This is a genomic window from Candidatus Woesearchaeota archaeon, assembly GCA_003695435.1.
Lineage (GTDB): Archaea > Nanobdellota > Nanobdellia > Woesearchaeales > UBA11576 > J101.
Map to the genome: position 1 here is coordinate 1 of RFJL01000037.1, position 18,535 is coordinate 18,535.

Consider the following 18,535-nt stretch of genomic DNA (forward strand, 5'->3'; position numbering starts at 1 on the left):
GTGCTCAGACAAGAACGTGCACTGATATCAATAGTTGTGGTACAACCTCTGGAAAACCTGGAGAGTCACAGTCGTGCACGCAATGCACTCCTGACTGGACGTGTACGCAGTGGTCGGAGTGCATTAATGGTGCTCAGACAAGAACGTGCACTGATATCAATAGTTGTGGTACAACCTCTGGAAAACCTGGAGAGTCACAGTCGTGCACGCAGGAACAAGAAGAAACCCAAGAAGAACAAGAAACAGTACAAACGGAACAAACAACACAAACAACAAAAGAAACATCAAGCACGAAATCATTTAGCAATAGTCTTGCTTGCATACAAACTCAAAGCACAAAAACACCAAAAATCATTGAAAAAGAGATTAATTTCACACAGCTCATACCTCAAGGAACAACACCTCTGCTCGAGCCAATAACAGTAGATTGTGTTCCTGGAAGCTCAATCACACTTGATCTTGTCATTCCTGAAAACTATGTAGATATTGGCTTCATTGAATGTGTTGGCTCGGATTGCTTACCACAAACAACTCAAAAAGTAACTCAACTCATTTGCGACGGGCAAGTACGATCAGAGCAAAGAGAAACAATAGAACAAAAACCAGCAACGAAACTGCACGAACTTCAAAAACTCAACGTCACCATAACTCAAGAATCTGCGTTTATCGGCGCGCAGGGAATAAAAGTTGCAGTTCTAAACGACTCCTCAGCACGCATACAACTACGCAGTCCGACCCAAGAACTCCCTCCTGCTGCAAACAAAGCACTAAGCATCGTAGGAACGCCAATAGAAATAGAACTTCACAACACTAAAGGAACGCTTGACATCACCCTTCCCTATGAGGCAAGCACCAACGCATCAAGTGTGCAGGCATTCGCGCTTGTGCAAAAAGACCCTCCTCTTTGGGTATTCGTAGGAGGCGAGCAACGAGAACAAGGAGTGCATGTAGTTATTGAAAACCCGCAAGAACTCGCACAAGATGACATCCTCACACTTGCTCTTATGGAAACCATATGCACGTCTTGTGATGTTTCAGAACTCAAACTTGTCCACACACCGCCACAACCATCACGCGACGCAGTACTCCTCATTCACGGCCTTGCCGCAAGCCCAGAAACCTTCAACGCAATCATCAATGACATACGTGTAACTAAACAACCCTGGCAGGCATGGACCTTTGGTTACCCCTCAGATCAAATCATAACGCTTATTGCAAGAGACCTTGCAAACCAACTAGAAACACAACAACAAGCATTTGATAACCTCTACGTCGTAGCACACAGCCTAGGAGGTATCATCGCACAAGAAGCTCTTCGCTACGCCTACGACGAACACCAAAAAGATCCTTCTCGGTATAGCTTTATAGAATCTGTACGTAAAGTAATCCTTATAGGAACACCCAACAAAGGATCTCCCGGAGCAGATCTGTATAAAAACCTTTACACCTATCTTGCAAACTTCGTAGACAGAGCGTATCCCCTCTCAAAAGTATCGCCTGACACAATAAACTTACTCACAAAAGGCGAACAAATAGAACGCATTCCAAATGTAGACTACTATGTCATAGCAGGAACAAAACCCATAGCACTTGACCTTGTATTGTTCAAAAAAACATTGGACCTCTTTGAAGGAATTGATAATGACGGTATTGTTTCCACGCTCTCAGCAAGACTCGTAGGAGGAGAAGAAATTAATAACCAATGTGAAAACTATTGGGAAATAGACCAATCCCACGTAGACCTCCTTGATGATGAAACATCAAGAAAAGTTATTGAGAGAATCGTTGCAGGCCAAATTCAAGAAGATTACACGGGCAAGCAATTCTTACGGGTGACCATTGATTCATGCAACCCTCAAAGTACATACATACTCTACGGAAAAGAAATCGATCCAAAAGCAGTTGCAGATCCTACTGGTTGTAGTTGTGGAAATGGTGTGTGCGGCGTTGATGAGAATCCTGTTACTTGCCCGAGTGATTGTCTGCGCATATCTGCAGTAAGCGCACTAGGTCGGGAAGTTGCGGTACTTCTCTACACAGGACTATTCATAGTTCTACTCACCTTACTTGCAGTAGCCCTCGTGTACTATGAACGCAATGATATTCGCATGTTCATCATTAGACAAAAGTTGCATGTGCCAAAGGGAAAGAATGCTGAAAAAGTAGTTGATCAAAAACTCAAAGATCATTGGGAGGAGGTTAAAGAGCTTAATAAAAAACAGCACCTTGCACTGCGTGCAATGAGAAAACTCAATGGCATAGGACACGCGGTTCTTCTTAAAGCAAGGGCGTTACGAGAAGCGCCTCACTGGCTTAAAGAAAAAATGATGCTCCCGAAAACAAGCGATCGTATCAAAAAGCTTAACGAGGACATTGAAAAACTTCAGGAAGATCTCAATAAACTTAAGTAGTGTAATAAACATGTTTATAAATACTAGCTGCTCACTAAGTACCATGAACAAAAGAGGAAAACTTGCAACAAGCATTGTTACTTCACTATTTCTTCTCGCAATGATAGGAGTCATTTCTCTTTCAGGACCCTCCATAACGGGCGCAGCAGCAGGAGGAGAAGGACCAGTCTCAAGCGCGCTTATTACGATGTTCTTTGTTCTCGCACTTGCAACAGTGCTTTCAGGAATTGTTGCAACTCCGCAAAAAATAAGAGAAGAACGTCAACAAACCTTTTCCGATGTGAACACGCGTCTCAAAGAAATAGACGAACAACTCAAAAAAATATTCTAAATTACTTGTGAATCTTTGAAATTTCTTCTTTTACTATGCGTAAATCTGCTTCCATTTCAGGAATTAAACTACGATTGTAAATAAGTGCTGCGGGGTGATAAAGAGGAATCACTCTTCGCACCTCGCCATGAATCATAACATTAACAGGTTTACCGTGCAAAGAAGAAATTCCACCTACAGATTTCATTTTCTGCGTATCACACCCCGAAAGAATGTACTTTGTTGCAAAATTACCCAAAGGACAAATCACACGTGGATTAATAATCCTAATCTGCTCAAATAAGTACGGAGCATGCATTTCAATCTCGCGAACTGTAGGATTTCTATTCTCGGGGGGGCGGTACTTCACAACATTTGCAATGTAGACATCGTCAAGAGTAAGTCCAATTGTTCGAAGAAACTTATCAAGGTTCTTCCCCGCAGCACCCACAAAAGGAACGCCTTGCAAATCCTCTTGTTTTCCAGGCGCTTCACCAATAATCAGAATTTTCGCATCAGGATTGCCCTTACCAAATACGAGGTTCGTAGCAGACTCCCTAAGAGGCAAAGAAGAATCTCGCAAGATTTTTTCTTCAAGTTTTTTTAGTTCTTGTGCCTTGTTCATCGCCCCGTAGACCCAAAACCACCACTTGAGCGCTGAGTTTCATCAAGTTCTTCAACATGTTCCCACTCAACTTTTGGAATCTTATTAAACACTGCTTGCGCAACCTTCATATGCTTTTCAAACACCACGGGCTTATCAGAGGTGTTAAAAAGAATAACTCCAATTTCTCCTCGGTAATTACTATCAATTGTTCCGGGAGAGTTGAGCACAATCACACCATGTTTTAAACTTAAACCCGATTTAGATCTAATCTGCATTTCATATCCTTGAGGAATTGCGCAATACACACCCGTTGGTGCAAGTTTACGCTCACCTGGCGCGAGAACTATTTTCTCACGAGTGAAGAGGTCAAGTCCAGCGTCTCCTTCAAGAGCGTAAAGTGGCTCTTTTCCATCAGGATGTAATTTAATCTTAACTTTGAGCATAAAAACCTCCAAGCGTTGTTTGAGATTTTTCAATCATTAACTTCTTCGGTGGGTTCACCTCGACAAACTCAAAATGCCAATCACGAAGCATTTTAAGAGCGTTAGCAGTCATCTTCGGTGCAGCAATGATGCCGCGAACCTCATCACACTGTTTAACATCCTTAATCTTCTCAACATAGCGTCTAAGCTGTTGCACCGCTGAAACATCTGCAACGTAACGCTTGCACTCTACAACAACCAACACTCCCCGAGCATCAAGGCCGAAAACATCAATAAAACCATACTTAGTATGCTCTTCCATTGAAAGAGGTTTAAAACCGGGTTCAATGAGCTCAGGATTTTTATAAATCATCTCTGCCATGTCTTTTTCAGAACCTACCAGAGTGATTTTTTGTCCGTCCTGTAAGTCATGAGAGTTCACAAAATAAATCTCACTTAGTTTAATGAGAAGGTATTCCTTAAGTGAAGGAGCCTCAGACTTGATCGCCCAACAACCATTCTCAAAAACAAGAGAATGCAAAGCACCAGGCTTCATATAATTAATTGGATTATTCCCCTCTGGCTGATGAATAAGAATAGTCTTATCTTTTTTAATGATGATGAGCCTATCACCCTCCTCAAGACGAGATTGCGCCCGTCCATCATACTCCACAGAGCACCTCGCAGCAAGAACTACCGTTTCATTATTCTTAAGAGCGTATCGAATAAACTCAATCTTTGACTCCATGATTCCCCCTTCACAAGCAATCCTTCAAAGACGGTATTTAAAATTTACTAGTCTTCTTGAATATCTAGAGCACAAATCGTTCCTGATCGCGCATCACTCTCATCCTCAAACGAAATCGCATAGCGCATATCAATCAGCTCACAAGCACGAGCATATTCAGCGTCACTTAACGATTCAACAGTAACACAACGCACAAGATCATTAGAAGTAAATGCATTAAATAACGCTGTTTTTAAGGATTCCCTCTCTACACCAAGGCTACAAATGTTTTGAATTCCTTCAAGTTTGTTCTCAGGAATTCTTAGATACGCAGACCACTCATCAGCAGTAGATGCATAAAAAAGCGATCCATGTTGCAAAAGAACCTTCTGCAAAGGCTTTTGCGCATTACCCACAATCTTCTTTCCATCATAAAGAACATCGTTAGAACCATACAAGTACGCATCAACACCAACCGTTCTAAGCGCATCAATAATCCAGGAAAGAATGCACGCATACGCTTTTCGCTTAAGAGAACTCCCCTCAACCTCTCCAAACACTTCGTGAGGAGCAATCACAGAATACGTAAGATCAGAAGAACCATGAAAAACAGCATTACCTCCAGTAATTCTTCTTACATAACCTACTCCATCAGCGTTGCATTGATCAACACGCACAAGAGATGAAGGATTATGTCTTCCAATGGAAACACCACCTCCCTGCCATTCATAAAACCGAATAGTCGGAGGAGCTCTCCCATCACGAACTGCTTCAAGAATTGCTTCATCAATTGCCATATTCGTATGCGCATCATACGCAGCCCAAGGAATCACTCTCCAGTTCATATCCTTCTCAAAACAGTTTTTCTATAAATGTGTTTAGTACCAACCTTTAAATAGTTCTCTTAAATAGGGGAGTGTAGAGGTGAACCCCATCAAACGCATAGCTTGGTTTCGTGAAGTAGGTAAAGAGGATATAGCACTTGTAGGTGGAAAAGGTGCAAACCTCGGAGAGATGACTCAACAAGGCTTTCCGGTACCGCCCGGTTTTTTCGTTACCGCTCCGTGCTACAAAGAATTCATCGAACGCACAGGTATAAAAGAAACAATTCTTACTCGTCTTAGAGAAATCACAGACTATCAAAACAACGATCTTCTTCAACAAAAAGCAAACACTATTCAAGAACTCATTATCAACACACAAATTCCTTCGGACATCGCAGAAGAAATCGTGGCAGCATATCATATGATGGAGCATGGCGATGTTATGAAAGACTCTGAGCCCTGGGTTGCAGTTCGCTCCTCTGCAACAGCAGAAGATCTTCCCCAAGCAAGTTTTGCAGGACAACAAGCAACATTTCTCAATGTTAAAGGAGCGCACAACGTCCTTGAAGCAGTACGCAAATGCTGGGCAAGCCTCTTTACTGCACGTGCAATCTACTACCGAATGAAAAACGGTTTTGATCATGAAAAAGTCTATCTTTGCGCAGTTGTGCAAAAAATGGTTAACTCTGAAATATCCGGTATTATGTTTACAGCAAACCCTTCAACAAATGATCCTTCTGAGATCGTTGTTGAAGCAGTATATGGATTAGGAGAAACCATCGTTTCAGGAGCGCAAAATCCAGACACCTACATCGTGAACAAAGAAGACCTCTCCATCAAAGAGGTTAAAGTTCGCACACAAGAATGGGGACTCTTTCGCGATGAAAAAACAGGAGGAACAGTAAGGAGAGTAATTCCTCCAGACAAAAAAAGTGCACGTATTCTTGATGACGTAACTGTTGCAAGTATAGCGAGTATTGGAAAAAAACTTGAAGAACACTATCAAAAAGCACAAGATATTGAATGGGCAATTGAAGAAGACACTATCTACATCGTGCAAACAAGAGCAATTACCACTCTCACAAAAAAGGCGAAAAAGAGCATTATCAATATTGATCAAGATCCTATTCTCAAGGGAGAAGTTGCAAGTCCTGGTGTAGGTTCTGGAAAAGTAGTCATTGTAAAAACACCACAAGATCTCACCCGCGTTGAACGTGGTGATGTTATGGTTGCAACTATGACCACACCAGATATGGTTCCTGCAATGCAACGCGCATCAGCAATAGTTACTGATGAAGGAGGGATGACTTGCCATGCAGCAATAGTTTCAAGAGAAATGGGCATTCCCTGCGTCGTCGGAACAGAAAAAGCAACAACAACGCTTAAAGAAGGAGAAATCGTCACCGTTTACGCAAGTGCTGGAAAAATATACCGAGGAAAAGTTGATATTCCCGAAGAAGATGAAGACTTTGCTCACTCTGATATCAAAACCAAGACAGGAGTCAAAGTTATTTGCGACCTACCCCAAGTAGCACAAAAAGCAGCAAAAACAGGGGCAGATGGTATCGGTCTTTGCAGACTAGAACTCATCATAGCAAACTCAGGAAAACTACCCTCACAATACATACGCGAAGGAAAGGCAGAAGAGTACACGCAAATGCTTGTGGAAAGTCTACGTGACATCGCACGTGCTTTTGACAAAAAACCTGTCTGGGTACGCACATCAGACCTTCGCACTGACGAGTACCGTCATTTAGAAGGAGGAGACAAGGAACCAAAAGAAACAGATCCTATGATCGGCTGGCACGGCATACGAAGAAGCCTTGACGAGCCAGAAGTACTCAAAGCAGAATTCAGAGCAATAAAACTATTACATGATGAAGGGTATACTAACGTTGGCGTTATGATCCCTTTTGTCATCAGAGCAGAAGAAGTAAGCGCAGCAAAAAAAATCATGCAAGAAGTAGGTCTCAACCCTCAAACAATTACGTGGGGGGTGATGTGTGAAACTCCTGCTGCGTGTTGGGTTATGGATAAAATTTGTGAACAGGGAATTAAATTTGTCAGTTTCGGAACAAATGATCTCACACAACTCACCTTAGGTATTGATCGTAACAATTCGCGCATTGCAAAACTCTTTGATGAAATGCACCCTGCAGTTCTTGGAGAAATTGCAGCAGTTATCAAAATTTGTCAAAAATACGGTGTGGAAACCAGCATCTGCGGACAAGCAGGTTCACGTCCTGAAATGGCTGAATTCCTTGTGAAAAAAGGAATAACCAGTATTTCAGCAAATCCTGACGCAGTAGCAAAAATTCGAGAAGTTGTTTTTAAAATAGAGAATAAACTTAACGACGCTCAATAACTGCTATTTTTCTCGTAAGTGACTTATGCACGTAGATGTCAAACGATTGAACAATTTTGAGTTTATTTTCTTTCTTTACAAATTGAGAAAAATTAAGAAAGTGCGGACTTACAATCACTGCACGTTTTCTGAGTTTCTTTGCAAGCATACGTGCAAAATCAGCGTAGAGAAGCTCCAGATCTTTTGAAATCTTAGATGCTCGTCCATAAGGAAGATCCGTTACCAGATAAGAAAAAGACTTGGATATGCTTAAAGCATCTTTTACTTCAACAGCGGGTTCAAGCCCAAAAGCCAAAAGATTTTTCTTTGCTTTTTCCACACTTCTCACATCAATATCATATCCTTGGTAATCAAGCCCCATAAGACCTGCTTCAATCAAAAAACCCCCTGTTCCACAGAAGGGGTCAAGAAGTTTTCCTCGTCGAATACCTGTAAGATTCACAATTAACCGCGCAAGTCTTGGATCAAGAGAATGGCCTGATCTTCCAGGACGAAGATGTGCGCGTCTTGCATGAAAAGGCTCCTTATTCGCCCATCTAACATTATCAAAGTACACTTTTTTTGTATATGCAAGTCTCTGATAACAAGAAACAAATCCTGTGAACTTACCCTCGCCTACTTTGCGGATATTTCTTCCAAGCACTTTAAGTTCGGCATGAGCAAGATCATTTTTTTGAGTGGAAAATTTCATACGTGACTTAGCATATTCTTTTGAACTTAATTGCGTTACTCTTTCTAAAAGGACCTGTGCCGTAGGAGAACCACTCAATTTGAGGGAAGAGCAAATGATTATTCTCAAGACTCTCCGCATAATCGCGGTTAAGTTTAGAGAGTTCTTGACCAATAATATTTGAAACTCTTTTCCGAGAAATCCTCCTTGCACCTTTTCTCAACTCCAGTTGAAGAAGAAATGAACTCCCTTTCTTTTTCATCACAAAATTATTAACAACATCTCTAAGAGGGCTGAGCGCATGAGCTACTTGTTCAGGAAACACGTTAGCGCCATCAAAGGACAGCGTTCCATCAACACGTCCCCCTACAAAAAGAAAAGGCAATCGTAAAGGAGTATCATTATGAGCGAGGAATTCTCTTAGTTTTTTAGGTTCATGCCTCCTTACAATCTTAAAAACAGAACTAAACTCTCTTACGCCCCCCCTGTCCTCAACACTATACCTAACTTTTGGACTTGCCGCGTGAGGGTCAAGCAAGGTAACACAAAAACTTGGTTGCCCCTTTATTGTTATATTCTCAATGTAGTGCATGAGCGGGTTGTACTGAAAGAGCATGGGGATTTGGGATCTGTCCTCAAAGAGTTCTTCGCGTAGATCTGGGTTTTCAACGCAGAGTTCACGTATGAACTGAGAAATAGGCGTTTCAAAACCAATGCCTATATCAATATCAGAACATCCATACGAAGAGATAACCTTCACATCTTCTTGTAAAAACCTATTAAAGTGTTCTCTCCACTTAGGTGGATTAGAATCTCCTCCTGTAAGGAGGTGGATGGTGAAGTCCTTCCACGCAAATTTCTTATTCTCATCAAATAATTTTTGTAAAAAAAGAGGGTATCCTGCAATGATATACTCATAGCCAGGACCGAATGTTTCTAGTGTTTCAATGATTGCTTGAGGATCTGTTCCTGTGTTCTTCACCAGCGCAAAATGTTCCATTAACTCACAGAACTTCACACCAGTAGCCCAAGGACCAGAGGACCATGCAGAAAGGATGATGGTGCGTTCGTGATGTGGCTTAAAGGTGTAAACGTACTCAAACTCCACTGCTTTGAGCAATAAATCTTCTTCCCTCCTAGCCCTAATCCAGTTTGTGGGTTTTCCACTTGAACCAGAACTCTCATCAATGTTCCCGCACAACGGAAATTTTCCACCAACGCAACGTGATTCATACCCATATTTTTTAACATAGTTTTCCTTTGTTGTTATGGGGAGGCCTTCAAATTCTTCAATTGTTTTCACAGTGCAGTTAATCCTCTGCTGGTCAGCAAGAAATGTTGCATATGCAGGAACGCGATCAATCGCTCTTTGTGCAATTTCCACTGCTTTACGCTGAGAATTTATCGTAAATACCTTATCAGGAATGCGAGTGAGAATTCTCTGCGCTCTCTTAGGTGAGCTGAGTATTTTGAACTCAATTTTTTCAAGAAGAGAGAGTGGTAAAAGCGTGGTAATGGAAGAAAGCATAGCAGGTATTCCTCTTTTAACGTAAAATAGAGCACTAAAGCTTTTAAGCTTTACTCTTTACGTTTTTGATATGAACCTCCCCCAGCGAGCCGGCCTTGAATTAAAACTAAAAGATTCTCAACCGTTTAACAACCCTGGACGCAAAGCTGCAACTAACAGGTATCTTAACATACTTCTTAGCATGATTGGTGATCAAAATAAAAGAGATGAGCTAGTCCTCCAAGCATTTCACACAATCACTGGATCAACAAGTTTGGTCGATTATGAAGCATTTCGTAACGAACTTCAAGATACTAAGGGATTCATTAGCGGCCCTGCGTATGCACTTATTCGCAAATTGGTTTTTGAAGAATACTTGGGAGGAATGGATACTTTTCTTGCAGAGTTTAACCTTCGATTACTACAAAATCCAGAACGGGATATTTATCTTCTGGGAGGTTTTCTCATTGATCCCGAGAGGCTTTATGAAGAAGTGGTTAAGGGCACCCCAAACTTTACTGATGCCATCTATCTAAGAACCCCCGCACAATTTTCTTTACTCGACAAAGATCATGTCAAACATCTTGAAAAAGAATTGGGAGGGCCTATTCATACGTATAGATGGGAGTGGCGTGTTCGTGAACACTACTTAGAAGATTGCTCAGACCACCTTTATCCGCAAAACCTTGAGGAAGTTCTTCTTTTTGATGCAAAACAAACCGAACACATGATTAAAACACTACCTCTCTTCGACACCTCAACGAAGGCAAATCAAGGAATTATCCTTTCTGATAACATTAGTGAGGTGACAAAAAGACTTGTTCAACATCAAACGAGTGCACAAAAAGTGAATTTTGACTCTCCTGAGTTATGGTATCATGTGGATATAGCAGTTCCTGCACCCAAGGGAGGTCTTTTGAGACGAGTCTGGTCTTATGTTGTTAATGCTCGAAGGGCAGAACGTCACCTTGCAAAGCTAAGCAAAGAATTGGATGTGCATGTAGAGTCCATTCATAAAAAGGTACAAGCTGCAAACGAGGCTTCACAAGAACATTTAGAAGTTGCGCACAGATTGCAAGAGGTTATTGAGTATCTACGCAGTATTGACGAAGCATGTGATGAGAACATAGGGGGGTTTGTTTCAAAAGAAAAAAAGCCAAAAATAGTTGAGAAAGCAAACATCCCTCGTTATGAGCGTCTTTATTCTGAAAAAGAGAGGAGAAGAAATTTCTTTTTCCCCACACCTCGTGCATTCATAGACATACAACAACGTATCGTTCGCTTTGAAGCTGCTCGTGAAGAAGTACTTGATGAATTATTGAGACTTAGTCACACCGCTCGAGAAGAACTGTGCGCTGCGCAGGAGTATAGAACCCGTATTGTTCACGCAGTTGCTTCGGGTATGCAGTACATAAAAAACACCCGCGGAGAAGAGCAGTACGAAGAGTTTCTTAGGATTATTCAAAATACTGATGGCTACACGTATCTTCACACAAAGCAAGTTGTTCTTGCTTATGAGCGTATTATTGAATTATATCTTAGATTAGGAACTCGTAGATCGGATCTTTCGCGTATTGATAGATCAGTCCTTCACAAAGGCGCGATACTTCATGATATTGGAAAAATAGGGTTGTATGTGGGAACCCCTGGTGAAAGGTTTTCCCCTGAGCAAAAAAGAGCAATTAGACAGCATACTGTGCTTGGAGGAGATATACTCTCTTTAGCAGGAGAAGAACGCGAAGTAATTGAACTTGCTGTTTTGCACCACGAACGTCCGGACGGCAAAGGATACCAAGGAGTTCCTCGAGAAGAGATCCCCTTACATGTTCAACTCTTTATTCCTTGCGATGTGTATAGTGCAGTAAGGACTCGCACGTATCAAAGAGATGCTGAACTTAGCCATGACCAAGCATTACAAGAAATTCTCTCGAACAGAGGAACGCAGTTTTTCGAAGAAGCAGCAGACTCATTTGTTGAGGCGGTACGTGATGATTTTGAATTTTTGCGTGCGTTTGACGCACTTACTGATCAGATGAGAAATTTGTCCTAAGCAATTCTTCTGCTTTTTTGCGTCCCTCTTCAATAAGTTCTTCCGTGTGAGAAAAATCTGCCGGGTGTATTGCATGTTTGCTCTCAATTGAGATAATTTCAACGCCTTGTTTTTCAAGGCCTTGCATGTTTTTGTAGAGGTTTTTTTTAGATAGTTGATTAATGAGTGATGTGAGAAATACTTTAAATTGCCAGGTTGGTGTTAAGTCCCCATAGAGATTAATAATAATTGCTCGATCAAAAGAAAAGTTCTTATACACTCTTAGAAGGTCTGGTACTTTGAGGGTATCAATAAAGCGCTCATTGTTTACCTTGGTGGGTGGAAAGAAGGGGTAAATCGAACAACTTGCAAGAATTGCGGGAATGAGAAGTCCTTTGTGAAAAATCACTTCTTCTTTTTTATCTACATTAAAGGCATTAATGAACAGAGGTATCTTGCATTGTTCAAATCTTCTTACAGGGAGTATTTCTCGAAGAAGCTCTTCGAGTTTTTCCTCGTGGGCGAGGACGCTCTTTTCAAGAAAGGAGAGGGGACTTAGTTCTTGAGGAACAAGTTCTTCAAATTTTGCTGACCGCCAGTACTCTTCAAGTTTCTGCGCACTTGCTCCTCCTGCAATAACTGCACCGTTAATTGCGCCAATACTTGTTCCTATAATGACATCTGGCGTTATTTTCTTGAGTAGTGCGCTAATTGCACCTGCTTCAAAGGCACCTCTTGATCCACCTCCTGAAAGAATAAGCGCAGTTCTTTTTTTCATACATTTTCCTACACTCTTAGTGTTAAAAACCTTTCTTTTCCATATAGAAAAATCATATAAAGAATGCCTCATTTTCAAGTACATGCCCCGCGGAAGACCCGTAAAATCACCCATACGTCAAAACATTGTGGAAATACTCTACTTCATGAAAGAAGGCTACGCGTATGAGATCTACAAGGTCTATCGTGATATTTTTCCACCTGTTACTATGCGCTCAATTTATTATCATTTGAAAAAAGGAGTTTCTACAGGTGAGTTTATTATCAAAGAGATACGAAAAGAGAAAGGAGACTTCTCTTGGGGAGGAGAGGTAGAAAAAATATATTACTCTCTTGGCCCCAATGCGAAACCGACCATGCAAGAAAAGGTGAAGAACTACTTTGATTGATAACTATATCCGATCTCAAAAAGAGAAAAGCAAAGAAGAGATTACCAAGCGCTTACGCGAATATGGTTATTCCTCTACTCAGATTAATCAAGCTTTTTCACAAGCACATTCTCGAGAAAAGCTACACCCTCTCACACCAAAACCTTCACGAAAAATAGGGGAACACGCACTTGCAATAATCGCATTACTTCTCCTAAGCGCATTTTTTATTTCTCTTCCCTCAACACTTAATCTTTCAGGATTTGCAGTCGCGCAAGACTGTTCACAAAACGTGAGCATCATACAAGCAACGTGCATAGGAGACTATGTTGAGATAGAACTTTCTAAAACAACTCAGTACACCTCTTATCTTATCAATAATCAATCGTATCCTGCACGATCAATAAAAAATTGGAAAAGAGTAATTAAAACATCGAGCCCCATAACCGTTGTGCCTATTAGTTTTGGTTACCTTTGTGAGGAGAAACGAGTTACCGCTTCGTGCTCAGAGTAGATTTGTAAACCAACTAATCGCAGGCCAAAAAAGGTTCAACAAGAGAAGTAGCAACGTAACGGTACTTACACGAATCCACGCTTTTAGACCTCTCTTCTTTCCTTTTGTTTGTTGCATTGCAAGAAGCATCATTCGACCTCCATCAACAGGTCCAAGCGGGAGAAGATTTGCAAGACCTATACCTAAGCTTAAGATGCCAATCCAAGAGAATAATTCTCTTAAAAGTTTAATGAGTGATAAACCAATGTTGCCAATGGTGCCAGTATATTTTGGTTCAATTTTATTGCTAATTCCTTTTATACCAAGAAATGCAATCCGTTCGTTATTTGGGTGTGCTGTTGTTGTGATCGTATAGTTTTTGCCATCAGCGGTAAGTGTAACAGATTCCCCCGGACGTACAAATCGCAATTCTTGAATGAATTGATCATAGGACTGAATCGGGTATCCGTTGATTGCGGTGACAACACTACCTACAGGAAGCCCTGCTTGAGCCGCAGGAAGGCCTTCTTCAACAGCTTCAATAGAAACCCCTGCAGGAGTTACAAAGTCATTAAAGAGGGGATTAAGTGCAAAAGAAAGAACTAAGAAAGCAAAAACTGCTAGAAGAATATTAGACCAAGGACCTGCTGCGAAAACAGAATACTGAGCAGTTTCATGTTTTTTCTCAAGCTGTTTTTCATCAGGCTCAACAAACGCTCCCATGAGCGGACCAAAGAAAACAATGCCTGAAGATTTTACTTTTACGCCGTGCGCAATACTTACGATGCCATGTGAGAATTCATGAATGACTATTACAAAGAACAAAGCAATCCACCCAATGATAAGAGGGGGTGTAATTGGAGATCCTGGAATGTTCACGCCTGGAATTACAAGAGATATCCCACTTGTTGCAGCAGGAGTTAAGAGTAAGTTATAGAGGTTTTTTACCAAGGTGAAGATGATGAAGAGCATACCTATAAAGCCCGCGCCAATACCAATATAACCAAGAAGTCTCACCCATGGCGCGTATCTTGTCCCAATGTTCTCCATCGCTTTAAGACCGATTTTTGTGCGGTACAAGGCAATGATTTTATTTTGAATTTCAAACTTCTTTCTAAACAAAATAAGTAAAAGAATAATTCCGCCGTAGAAGAGAATGACTGGAAGGTTGCTCTCAGACATTATTTCTTCTTCTTGACGCGTAGCGCTTTACTTGAACAGCTTCTACAGGAGATTTTTCCTGCAAGCACTTTAAGCTGAGGAGCTCTAATTTTATGCTTGCAATTTTTACAAACAAAAACGTTCTTGAAAAATCTCACATTTGCTTCTTCGAATTTTGCCATAGTCCTAATCGCTCTTTACTTGTTGCATAACTCTGTCGCTCAAGACGACCCAATAAAGGACAGTACATCCTTCAACAACTTCATCCTTAAGATTTTCAGGAATCTCAAGATCAAAGGTTTCAAAGGATTCTGTATCCATCACATTTGCATGATTTCCATCAATGCTGAGTACTTGTGCAGTTCGTTTATCTACGATGGGAACATCAACCATATCATGACCTGGCATAACGAGATTTCTCTTTTTTCCGTCAAAGAGTCCCACTGCCATGAGGTTAACCTTAGCATGTCCATGTTTTCCAGGTCTAGACGTTGCCGTTGATGTTACTTTACAGGCAACACCGTCAATGACTATATATGAGCCGACTTTAAGATGGCCAATACTCTCTTTTTTAGTTTCTCCACTCATATGCTGGATCGTAGGGGGTCTGTTTATAAAGGTTTTGGAGTGTGGGTGTCTGATTGGTGGTGGTTGTGAAGTTGTGTTTTCTTGACTCTTTTGCAGAGGTTTCTTCTCTTTGTGGTTTTAGAGACTGTAGAAACTGTGGGGGGCTGTAGAGGCTGTAGAGAATGTCTTGTTTTGCGGTGGTAACGTACCTACAAAAAAGTATACTAGTACCTAATTATCACAAACTTTTATAAATGAAAAGTGCATAGTAGTGTAAAAAACGTGTTAGCATAACACGAAAAAAGAGGTTAGACATGAGTATCGATCAACTAAGTGCATCAATAGCACAACCGCTAGCAAGTCTCTGGAATGGATTCGTAGGATTCGTCCCTGGTCTCATCGGAGCGATTGCAGTACTCATCATCGGCTACTTGGTCGGCCTTCTTGTCTATGTTGTTCTTGCAGCAGTATTTCGCAAGATTAAACTTGACAAGTTGGTTCTCGATCATGCAGGACTCTCCAAATCCGTAGGAAAGTTCAAAGTCGGTGAAACACTTGCAGTCATCGCAAAATGGTATGTAGTAGTGTTGTTTCTTGGCCCTGCAGCAGAACTCCTCAAAACAGGAACGCTTAGCAGGTTCATCACATCGCTTGCACTCTGGATTCCTAACGTCATCGCAGCAATCCTCATTGCGCTCATAGGAATCATAGTAGCAGAATACGTACAAAAAGCAATCGCACACACCAAAGCAAAAGGATCCGACATCGTCGGTCAAGTGGCGAAAATAGTCATTATTGTTTTTGTCTTTGTAACTGCACTTGAACAAGTGGGGTTCAACCTAAGCTTCGCACAAGACACCATCTTGATCCTTGTTGCAGGATTTTCCCTTGCACTTGCATTAGCACTAGGACTAAGCTTTGGACTTGGCGGAAAAGACGCAGCAAAAAAAGCGATTGCAACGGTAAAGAAAAAACTGTGAATCTTTACCGCATTAATCTTTTCTCTTTCTTTTCTTTATTCAACACATAAGTACTTACGACTTTTGTAGTAAGGAGAATGAGTGTTCTTTATTTAACCGTGAAGTGTGTGTAACAATAAAGGGTACGTTGTTATAGCATTAAGAAAACAATTCAAAATAATTCACTTCGCTGCTAACTTCACATCGCCTGCCTTTACGGTCTTGCGACCTGCATGTGATGCAAGCTTTACAGCATTTTCTGCAATTTCTTCAGCAATGTCTTCAACAATATTCTTAAGAGCAACTTTTGCTTTGTCAGAGACGCGTTCCGCGCCAACATCTTTGAGGATTTTCTCCATAGCTGCAAGTGGAATTAATCGTTTAGCCGTCATAAGTATAACCTCCTAGACTCATTTAGTACATCGTAGTTTATAAAATTTAGGCTCAAATCATCAAAAAACAGGTCAGAACCACTTTTTTCCCGTAAGAAAACTCTTTGAACGCGCCTTAGCAGCGATAACTCCAAGAGCGCGTTCCATCTTCTCTTGTTCGGGGTAAATGGACTCTGCTTGCTGAAACTTACGATCGTGATAGAGTATTTTTCTTCCCGCCCGTCTAAACTTGTGCACTTTGTGGAGCATTTCATGATACATCACATAGTCAAGCAACTCAGGATCAACAGTTCTTAGCACTTTTGATATTCTGATCGTGTCCGTCTTAAAGCAATAACTTCCAAAGGTGCGATACGATTCACGACCCCATACCAAATTGGGTCGCTCAACAAGACCAACAAAAAACCGCTCGTTAACGCGGTTAAAGGATGCTAAAAGCTCAGGTTCTGCACGTCTTTTCACAATACCGTTATGCACGTTTTTAATAAAGTGGTGGTACTGTTCTATTTGGGTTGTTGTTGAAGAAACCCCTAAGAGGCGGCATAACAATTCCTGAATACATCCTATTTGCACTTCTTCGGGCTTTCCATACCATGCCCTGCTCAATTTTACCTTAAGTTTGCTTTGACGAAGCTCAATGTTTGCCCCAAAGTCCTTAAACCTACCACTATACTCAACATAACAGGTGTAAGGACAGTACGCTTCGCCGGTGAGTTGCAAATATGCTTTTTCAAGAAGGTTCATATACTGGGAAGAAGAACAGACACTCTTAAAATTTACTTATGATACTTATGTTGTTGTGGGAGGTGTTCACATTCCTGCGTCATAACGTAGTATTGCTGCAACACCACCAAGCTCTTTGAGCTGAACTCCTTCACGCGTCTCAACAGAGATCAACTCAACTTCTGAGCCCATCTCTTCTGCTTTTAGCGTAAACTCTTCTATGGTGGAGTCATCAAGTGATTCTGAGAGTAACAACGTTTCAACAGCGCCCATTTCTAACATCTTCTTCACTTCTGCTTTTCCGTAACTTGTTTTTCCAGGTTCCTTTGCAAGAAGAGAGAGGAACTTTTGCATAAGCATTTTTTCCCTGGCAACAGACTCTGAAGCAAGCAAGTCCTCAGACTTTTCAAGTAGTTCTTGAAGACCGAATGATCCCGTATAGGAGAGGTGTTTTGCTCCAAGAATCTTCTTTTTAAGATCTCCTGTAACGTAATCCTTTTCAAGAAATCGTTCAACTGTTCCAGAAGGACCTCCGATAATAATACCTCTTAGGTTGTCTAAATTTAAAAAATTGTTCTTCATCATTTCCGCAATTTTCTTGAAATGATCGATAGTTGCGCCTTCTCGAAGACGCTCAAAACGCTGAGCACTCTGTCCTCCTGTTTTGTGCTTTCCAGGAACTTCCGAATGCGTTTTTTGCAGAGGGATGATTGTTTTTCCTTTTAGCAAAGCAACATCTGCGTCACGTCTATCAAACACCACAAGACCATAAACATCGTCTGTTGCACACATGGCCTCAAGGGGTTCAAGTTCAAAGACTTTATCGCATTTGTAGAGTTTTTGATTAAGGGGCTCAGGAGGCTCAATAACCCACACTCTGAAATCGTCCTTGCTTTCATTGTCAGAAACGTTTCCAGAAAACAATGCAAGACCGTTAGGAGGAGTTTTAGGAATTGCCTTGATTGCCTGGATCATTTTCTCAAGAGCACCAATAACATTATCTCGCGTCTGTTTTGATTTAATGTTGGTGGCAGTTCCTGCTTCTTGCATAAGCTGCGTTGTAATACCGTTTAAATCATATCCTGCAGGAACATACACGGTAACAAGCTCGGTATGCCTTCCGCGGTAGCCTGAGAGTTCCTTGATGATTTTTCTTAGTTTGAATTTATCTTTATCAGAAAGAGTCATGCAAATCTCCCGCGCTTGCTAGAATGAACTACTCA

At 41.2% G+C, this 18,535-nt stretch carries 19 protein-coding genes; 7 read left to right on the forward strand and 12 right to left on the reverse strand.

Features of this window, described 5'->3' with window-relative positions; translation table 11 throughout:
- Together D6774_02445 and D6774_02450 are read left to right on the forward strand one after the other, a co-directional pair.
- Positions 1 to 2,411 (forward strand): hypothetical protein (locus D6774_02445; protein RME77981.1); only part of this gene is annotated, 2,411 nt, incomplete at its 5' end.
- Positions 2,412 to 2,454: 43 nt separating this feature from the next.
- The gene (locus tag D6774_02450) at positions 2,455 to 2,742 is read left to right on the forward strand and encodes a hypothetical protein (protein ID RME77982.1); all 288 of its coding nucleotides are present in this window, start codon (positions 2,455 to 2,457) and stop codon (positions 2,740 to 2,742) included.
- Between the two features lies 1 nt (position 2,743).
- Here D6774_02450 and D6774_02455 read toward each other — a convergent pair whose 3' ends face one another.
- The 4 genes from D6774_02455 to D6774_02470 are packed head-to-tail and all read right to left on the reverse strand — an operon-like array spanning position 2,744 to position 5,322.
- The gene (locus D6774_02455; GenBank protein RME77983.1) at positions 2,744 to 3,346 is read right to left on the reverse strand and encodes a uracil-DNA glycosylase; all 603 of its coding nucleotides are present in this window, start codon (positions 3,344 to 3,346) and stop codon (positions 2,744 to 2,746) included.
- A complete protein-coding gene (locus tag D6774_02460; GenBank protein ID RME77984.1) occupies positions 3,343 to 3,771 on the reverse strand; it encodes a dUTP diphosphatase in 429 nt (142 codons plus the stop codon). The genes D6774_02455 and D6774_02460 overlap by 4 nt, the downstream gene beginning before the upstream one ends.
- The gene (locus D6774_02465; GenBank protein RME77985.1) at positions 3,758 to 4,498 is read right to left on the reverse strand and encodes a DUF91 domain-containing protein; all 741 of its coding nucleotides are present in this window, start codon (positions 4,496 to 4,498) and stop codon (positions 3,758 to 3,760) included. The genes D6774_02460 and D6774_02465 overlap by 14 nt, the downstream gene beginning before the upstream one ends.
- 47 nt (positions 4,499 to 4,545) lie before the next feature.
- Positions 4,546 to 5,322, reverse strand: coding sequence for a lipoate--protein ligase family protein (locus D6774_02470; protein RME77986.1), 777 nt, complete (start codon positions 5,320 to 5,322; stop codon positions 4,546 to 4,548).
- Between the two features lie 79 nt (positions 5,323 to 5,401).
- On the opposite strand from D6774_02470, the gene D6774_02475 reads away from it, so the two are divergent.
- The gene (locus D6774_02475; GenBank protein ID RME77987.1) at positions 5,402 to 7,666 is read left to right on the forward strand and encodes a phosphoenolpyruvate synthase; all 2,265 of its coding nucleotides are present in this window, start codon (positions 5,402 to 5,404) and stop codon (positions 7,664 to 7,666) included.
- Here the strand turns inward: D6774_02475 and D6774_02480 are convergent.
- Positions 7,650 to 8,477 (reverse strand): hypothetical protein, encoded by an 828-nt coding sequence (locus tag D6774_02480; protein ID RME77988.1) that lies wholly within the window; start codon positions 8,475 to 8,477, stop codon positions 7,650 to 7,652. The two genes, D6774_02475 and D6774_02480, sit on opposite strands and share 17 nt — an antisense overlap.
- Entirely contained in the window at positions 8,365 to 9,864 is a 1,500-nt protein-coding gene (locus tag D6774_02485) for a hypothetical protein (protein ID RME77989.1), read from the reverse strand. Before D6774_02485 ends, D6774_02480 begins: the two co-directional genes overlap by 113 nt.
- A 70-nt stretch (positions 9,865 to 9,934) precedes the next feature.
- Here D6774_02485 and D6774_02490 point away from each other — a divergent pair, with 70 nt between their 5' ends.
- Positions 9,935 to 11,893: an HD domain-containing protein gene (locus D6774_02490; GenBank protein ID RME77990.1), complete on the forward strand. Its 1,959-nt coding sequence runs from the start codon at positions 9,935 to 9,937 to the stop codon at positions 11,891 to 11,893.
- Here D6774_02490 and D6774_02495 read toward each other — a convergent pair.
- Positions 11,865 to 12,764, reverse strand: a complete 900-nt coding sequence (locus D6774_02495; GenBank protein RME77991.1) for a hypothetical protein — start codon at positions 12,762 to 12,764, stop codon at positions 11,865 to 11,867. The genes D6774_02490 and D6774_02495 overlap by 29 nt on opposite strands.
- Before the next feature lie 31 nt (positions 12,765 to 12,795).
- Between D6774_02495 and D6774_02500 the strand changes: the two genes are divergently transcribed.
- Together D6774_02500 and D6774_02505 are read left to right on the forward strand one after the other, a co-directional pair.
- A complete protein-coding gene (locus tag D6774_02500; GenBank protein RME77992.1) occupies positions 12,796 to 13,038 on the forward strand; it encodes a hypothetical protein in 243 nt (80 codons plus the stop codon).
- Complete coding sequence (locus D6774_02505) at positions 13,031 to 13,531, forward strand: hypothetical protein (GenBank protein RME77993.1); 501 nt, start codon at positions 13,031 to 13,033, stop codon at positions 13,529 to 13,531. The genes D6774_02500 and D6774_02505 overlap by 8 nt, the downstream gene beginning before the upstream one ends.
- Here the strand turns inward: D6774_02505 and D6774_02510 are convergent.
- Both D6774_02510 and D6774_02515 read right to left on the reverse strand, forming a co-directional pair.
- Entirely contained in the window at positions 13,523 to 14,692 is a 1,170-nt protein-coding gene (locus tag D6774_02510) for a PDZ domain-containing protein (protein ID RME77994.1), read from the reverse strand. The genes D6774_02505 and D6774_02510 overlap by 9 nt on opposite strands.
- Positions 14,693 to 14,857: 165 nt before the next feature.
- Entirely contained in the window at positions 14,858 to 15,259 is a 402-nt protein-coding gene (locus tag D6774_02515) for a translation initiation factor IF-5A (GenBank protein ID RME77995.1), read from the reverse strand.
- 293 nt (positions 15,260 to 15,552) lie between these two features.
- Here D6774_02515 and D6774_02520 point away from each other — a divergent pair, with 293 nt between their 5' ends.
- The gene (locus D6774_02520) at positions 15,553 to 16,218 is read left to right on the forward strand and encodes a hypothetical protein (protein RME77996.1); all 666 of its coding nucleotides are present in this window, start codon (positions 15,553 to 15,555) and stop codon (positions 16,216 to 16,218) included.
- Positions 16,219 to 16,379: 161 nt separating this feature from the next.
- Here the strand turns inward: D6774_02520 and D6774_02525 are convergent, their stop codons facing one another.
- The 3 genes from D6774_02525 to prf1 form a co-directional block, all read right to left on the reverse strand.
- Positions 16,380 to 16,589: a histone family protein gene (locus D6774_02525; protein RME77997.1), complete on the reverse strand. Its 210-nt coding sequence runs from the start codon at positions 16,587 to 16,589 to the stop codon at positions 16,380 to 16,382.
- 72 nt (positions 16,590 to 16,661) lie between these two features.
- Positions 16,662 to 17,333: a M48 family peptidase gene (locus tag D6774_02530; protein RME77998.1), complete on the reverse strand. Its 672-nt coding sequence runs from the start codon at positions 17,331 to 17,333 to the stop codon at positions 16,662 to 16,664.
- Positions 17,334 to 17,399: 66 nt separating this feature from the next.
- Positions 17,400 to 18,500 carry a peptide chain release factor 1 gene (prf1, locus tag D6774_02535; protein ID RME77999.1) on the reverse strand — a complete coding sequence of 367 codons (1,101 nt, stop codon included), beginning with the start codon at positions 18,498 to 18,500 and terminating at the stop codon, positions 17,400 to 17,402.
- Positions 18,501 to 18,535 lie beyond the last annotated feature (35 nt).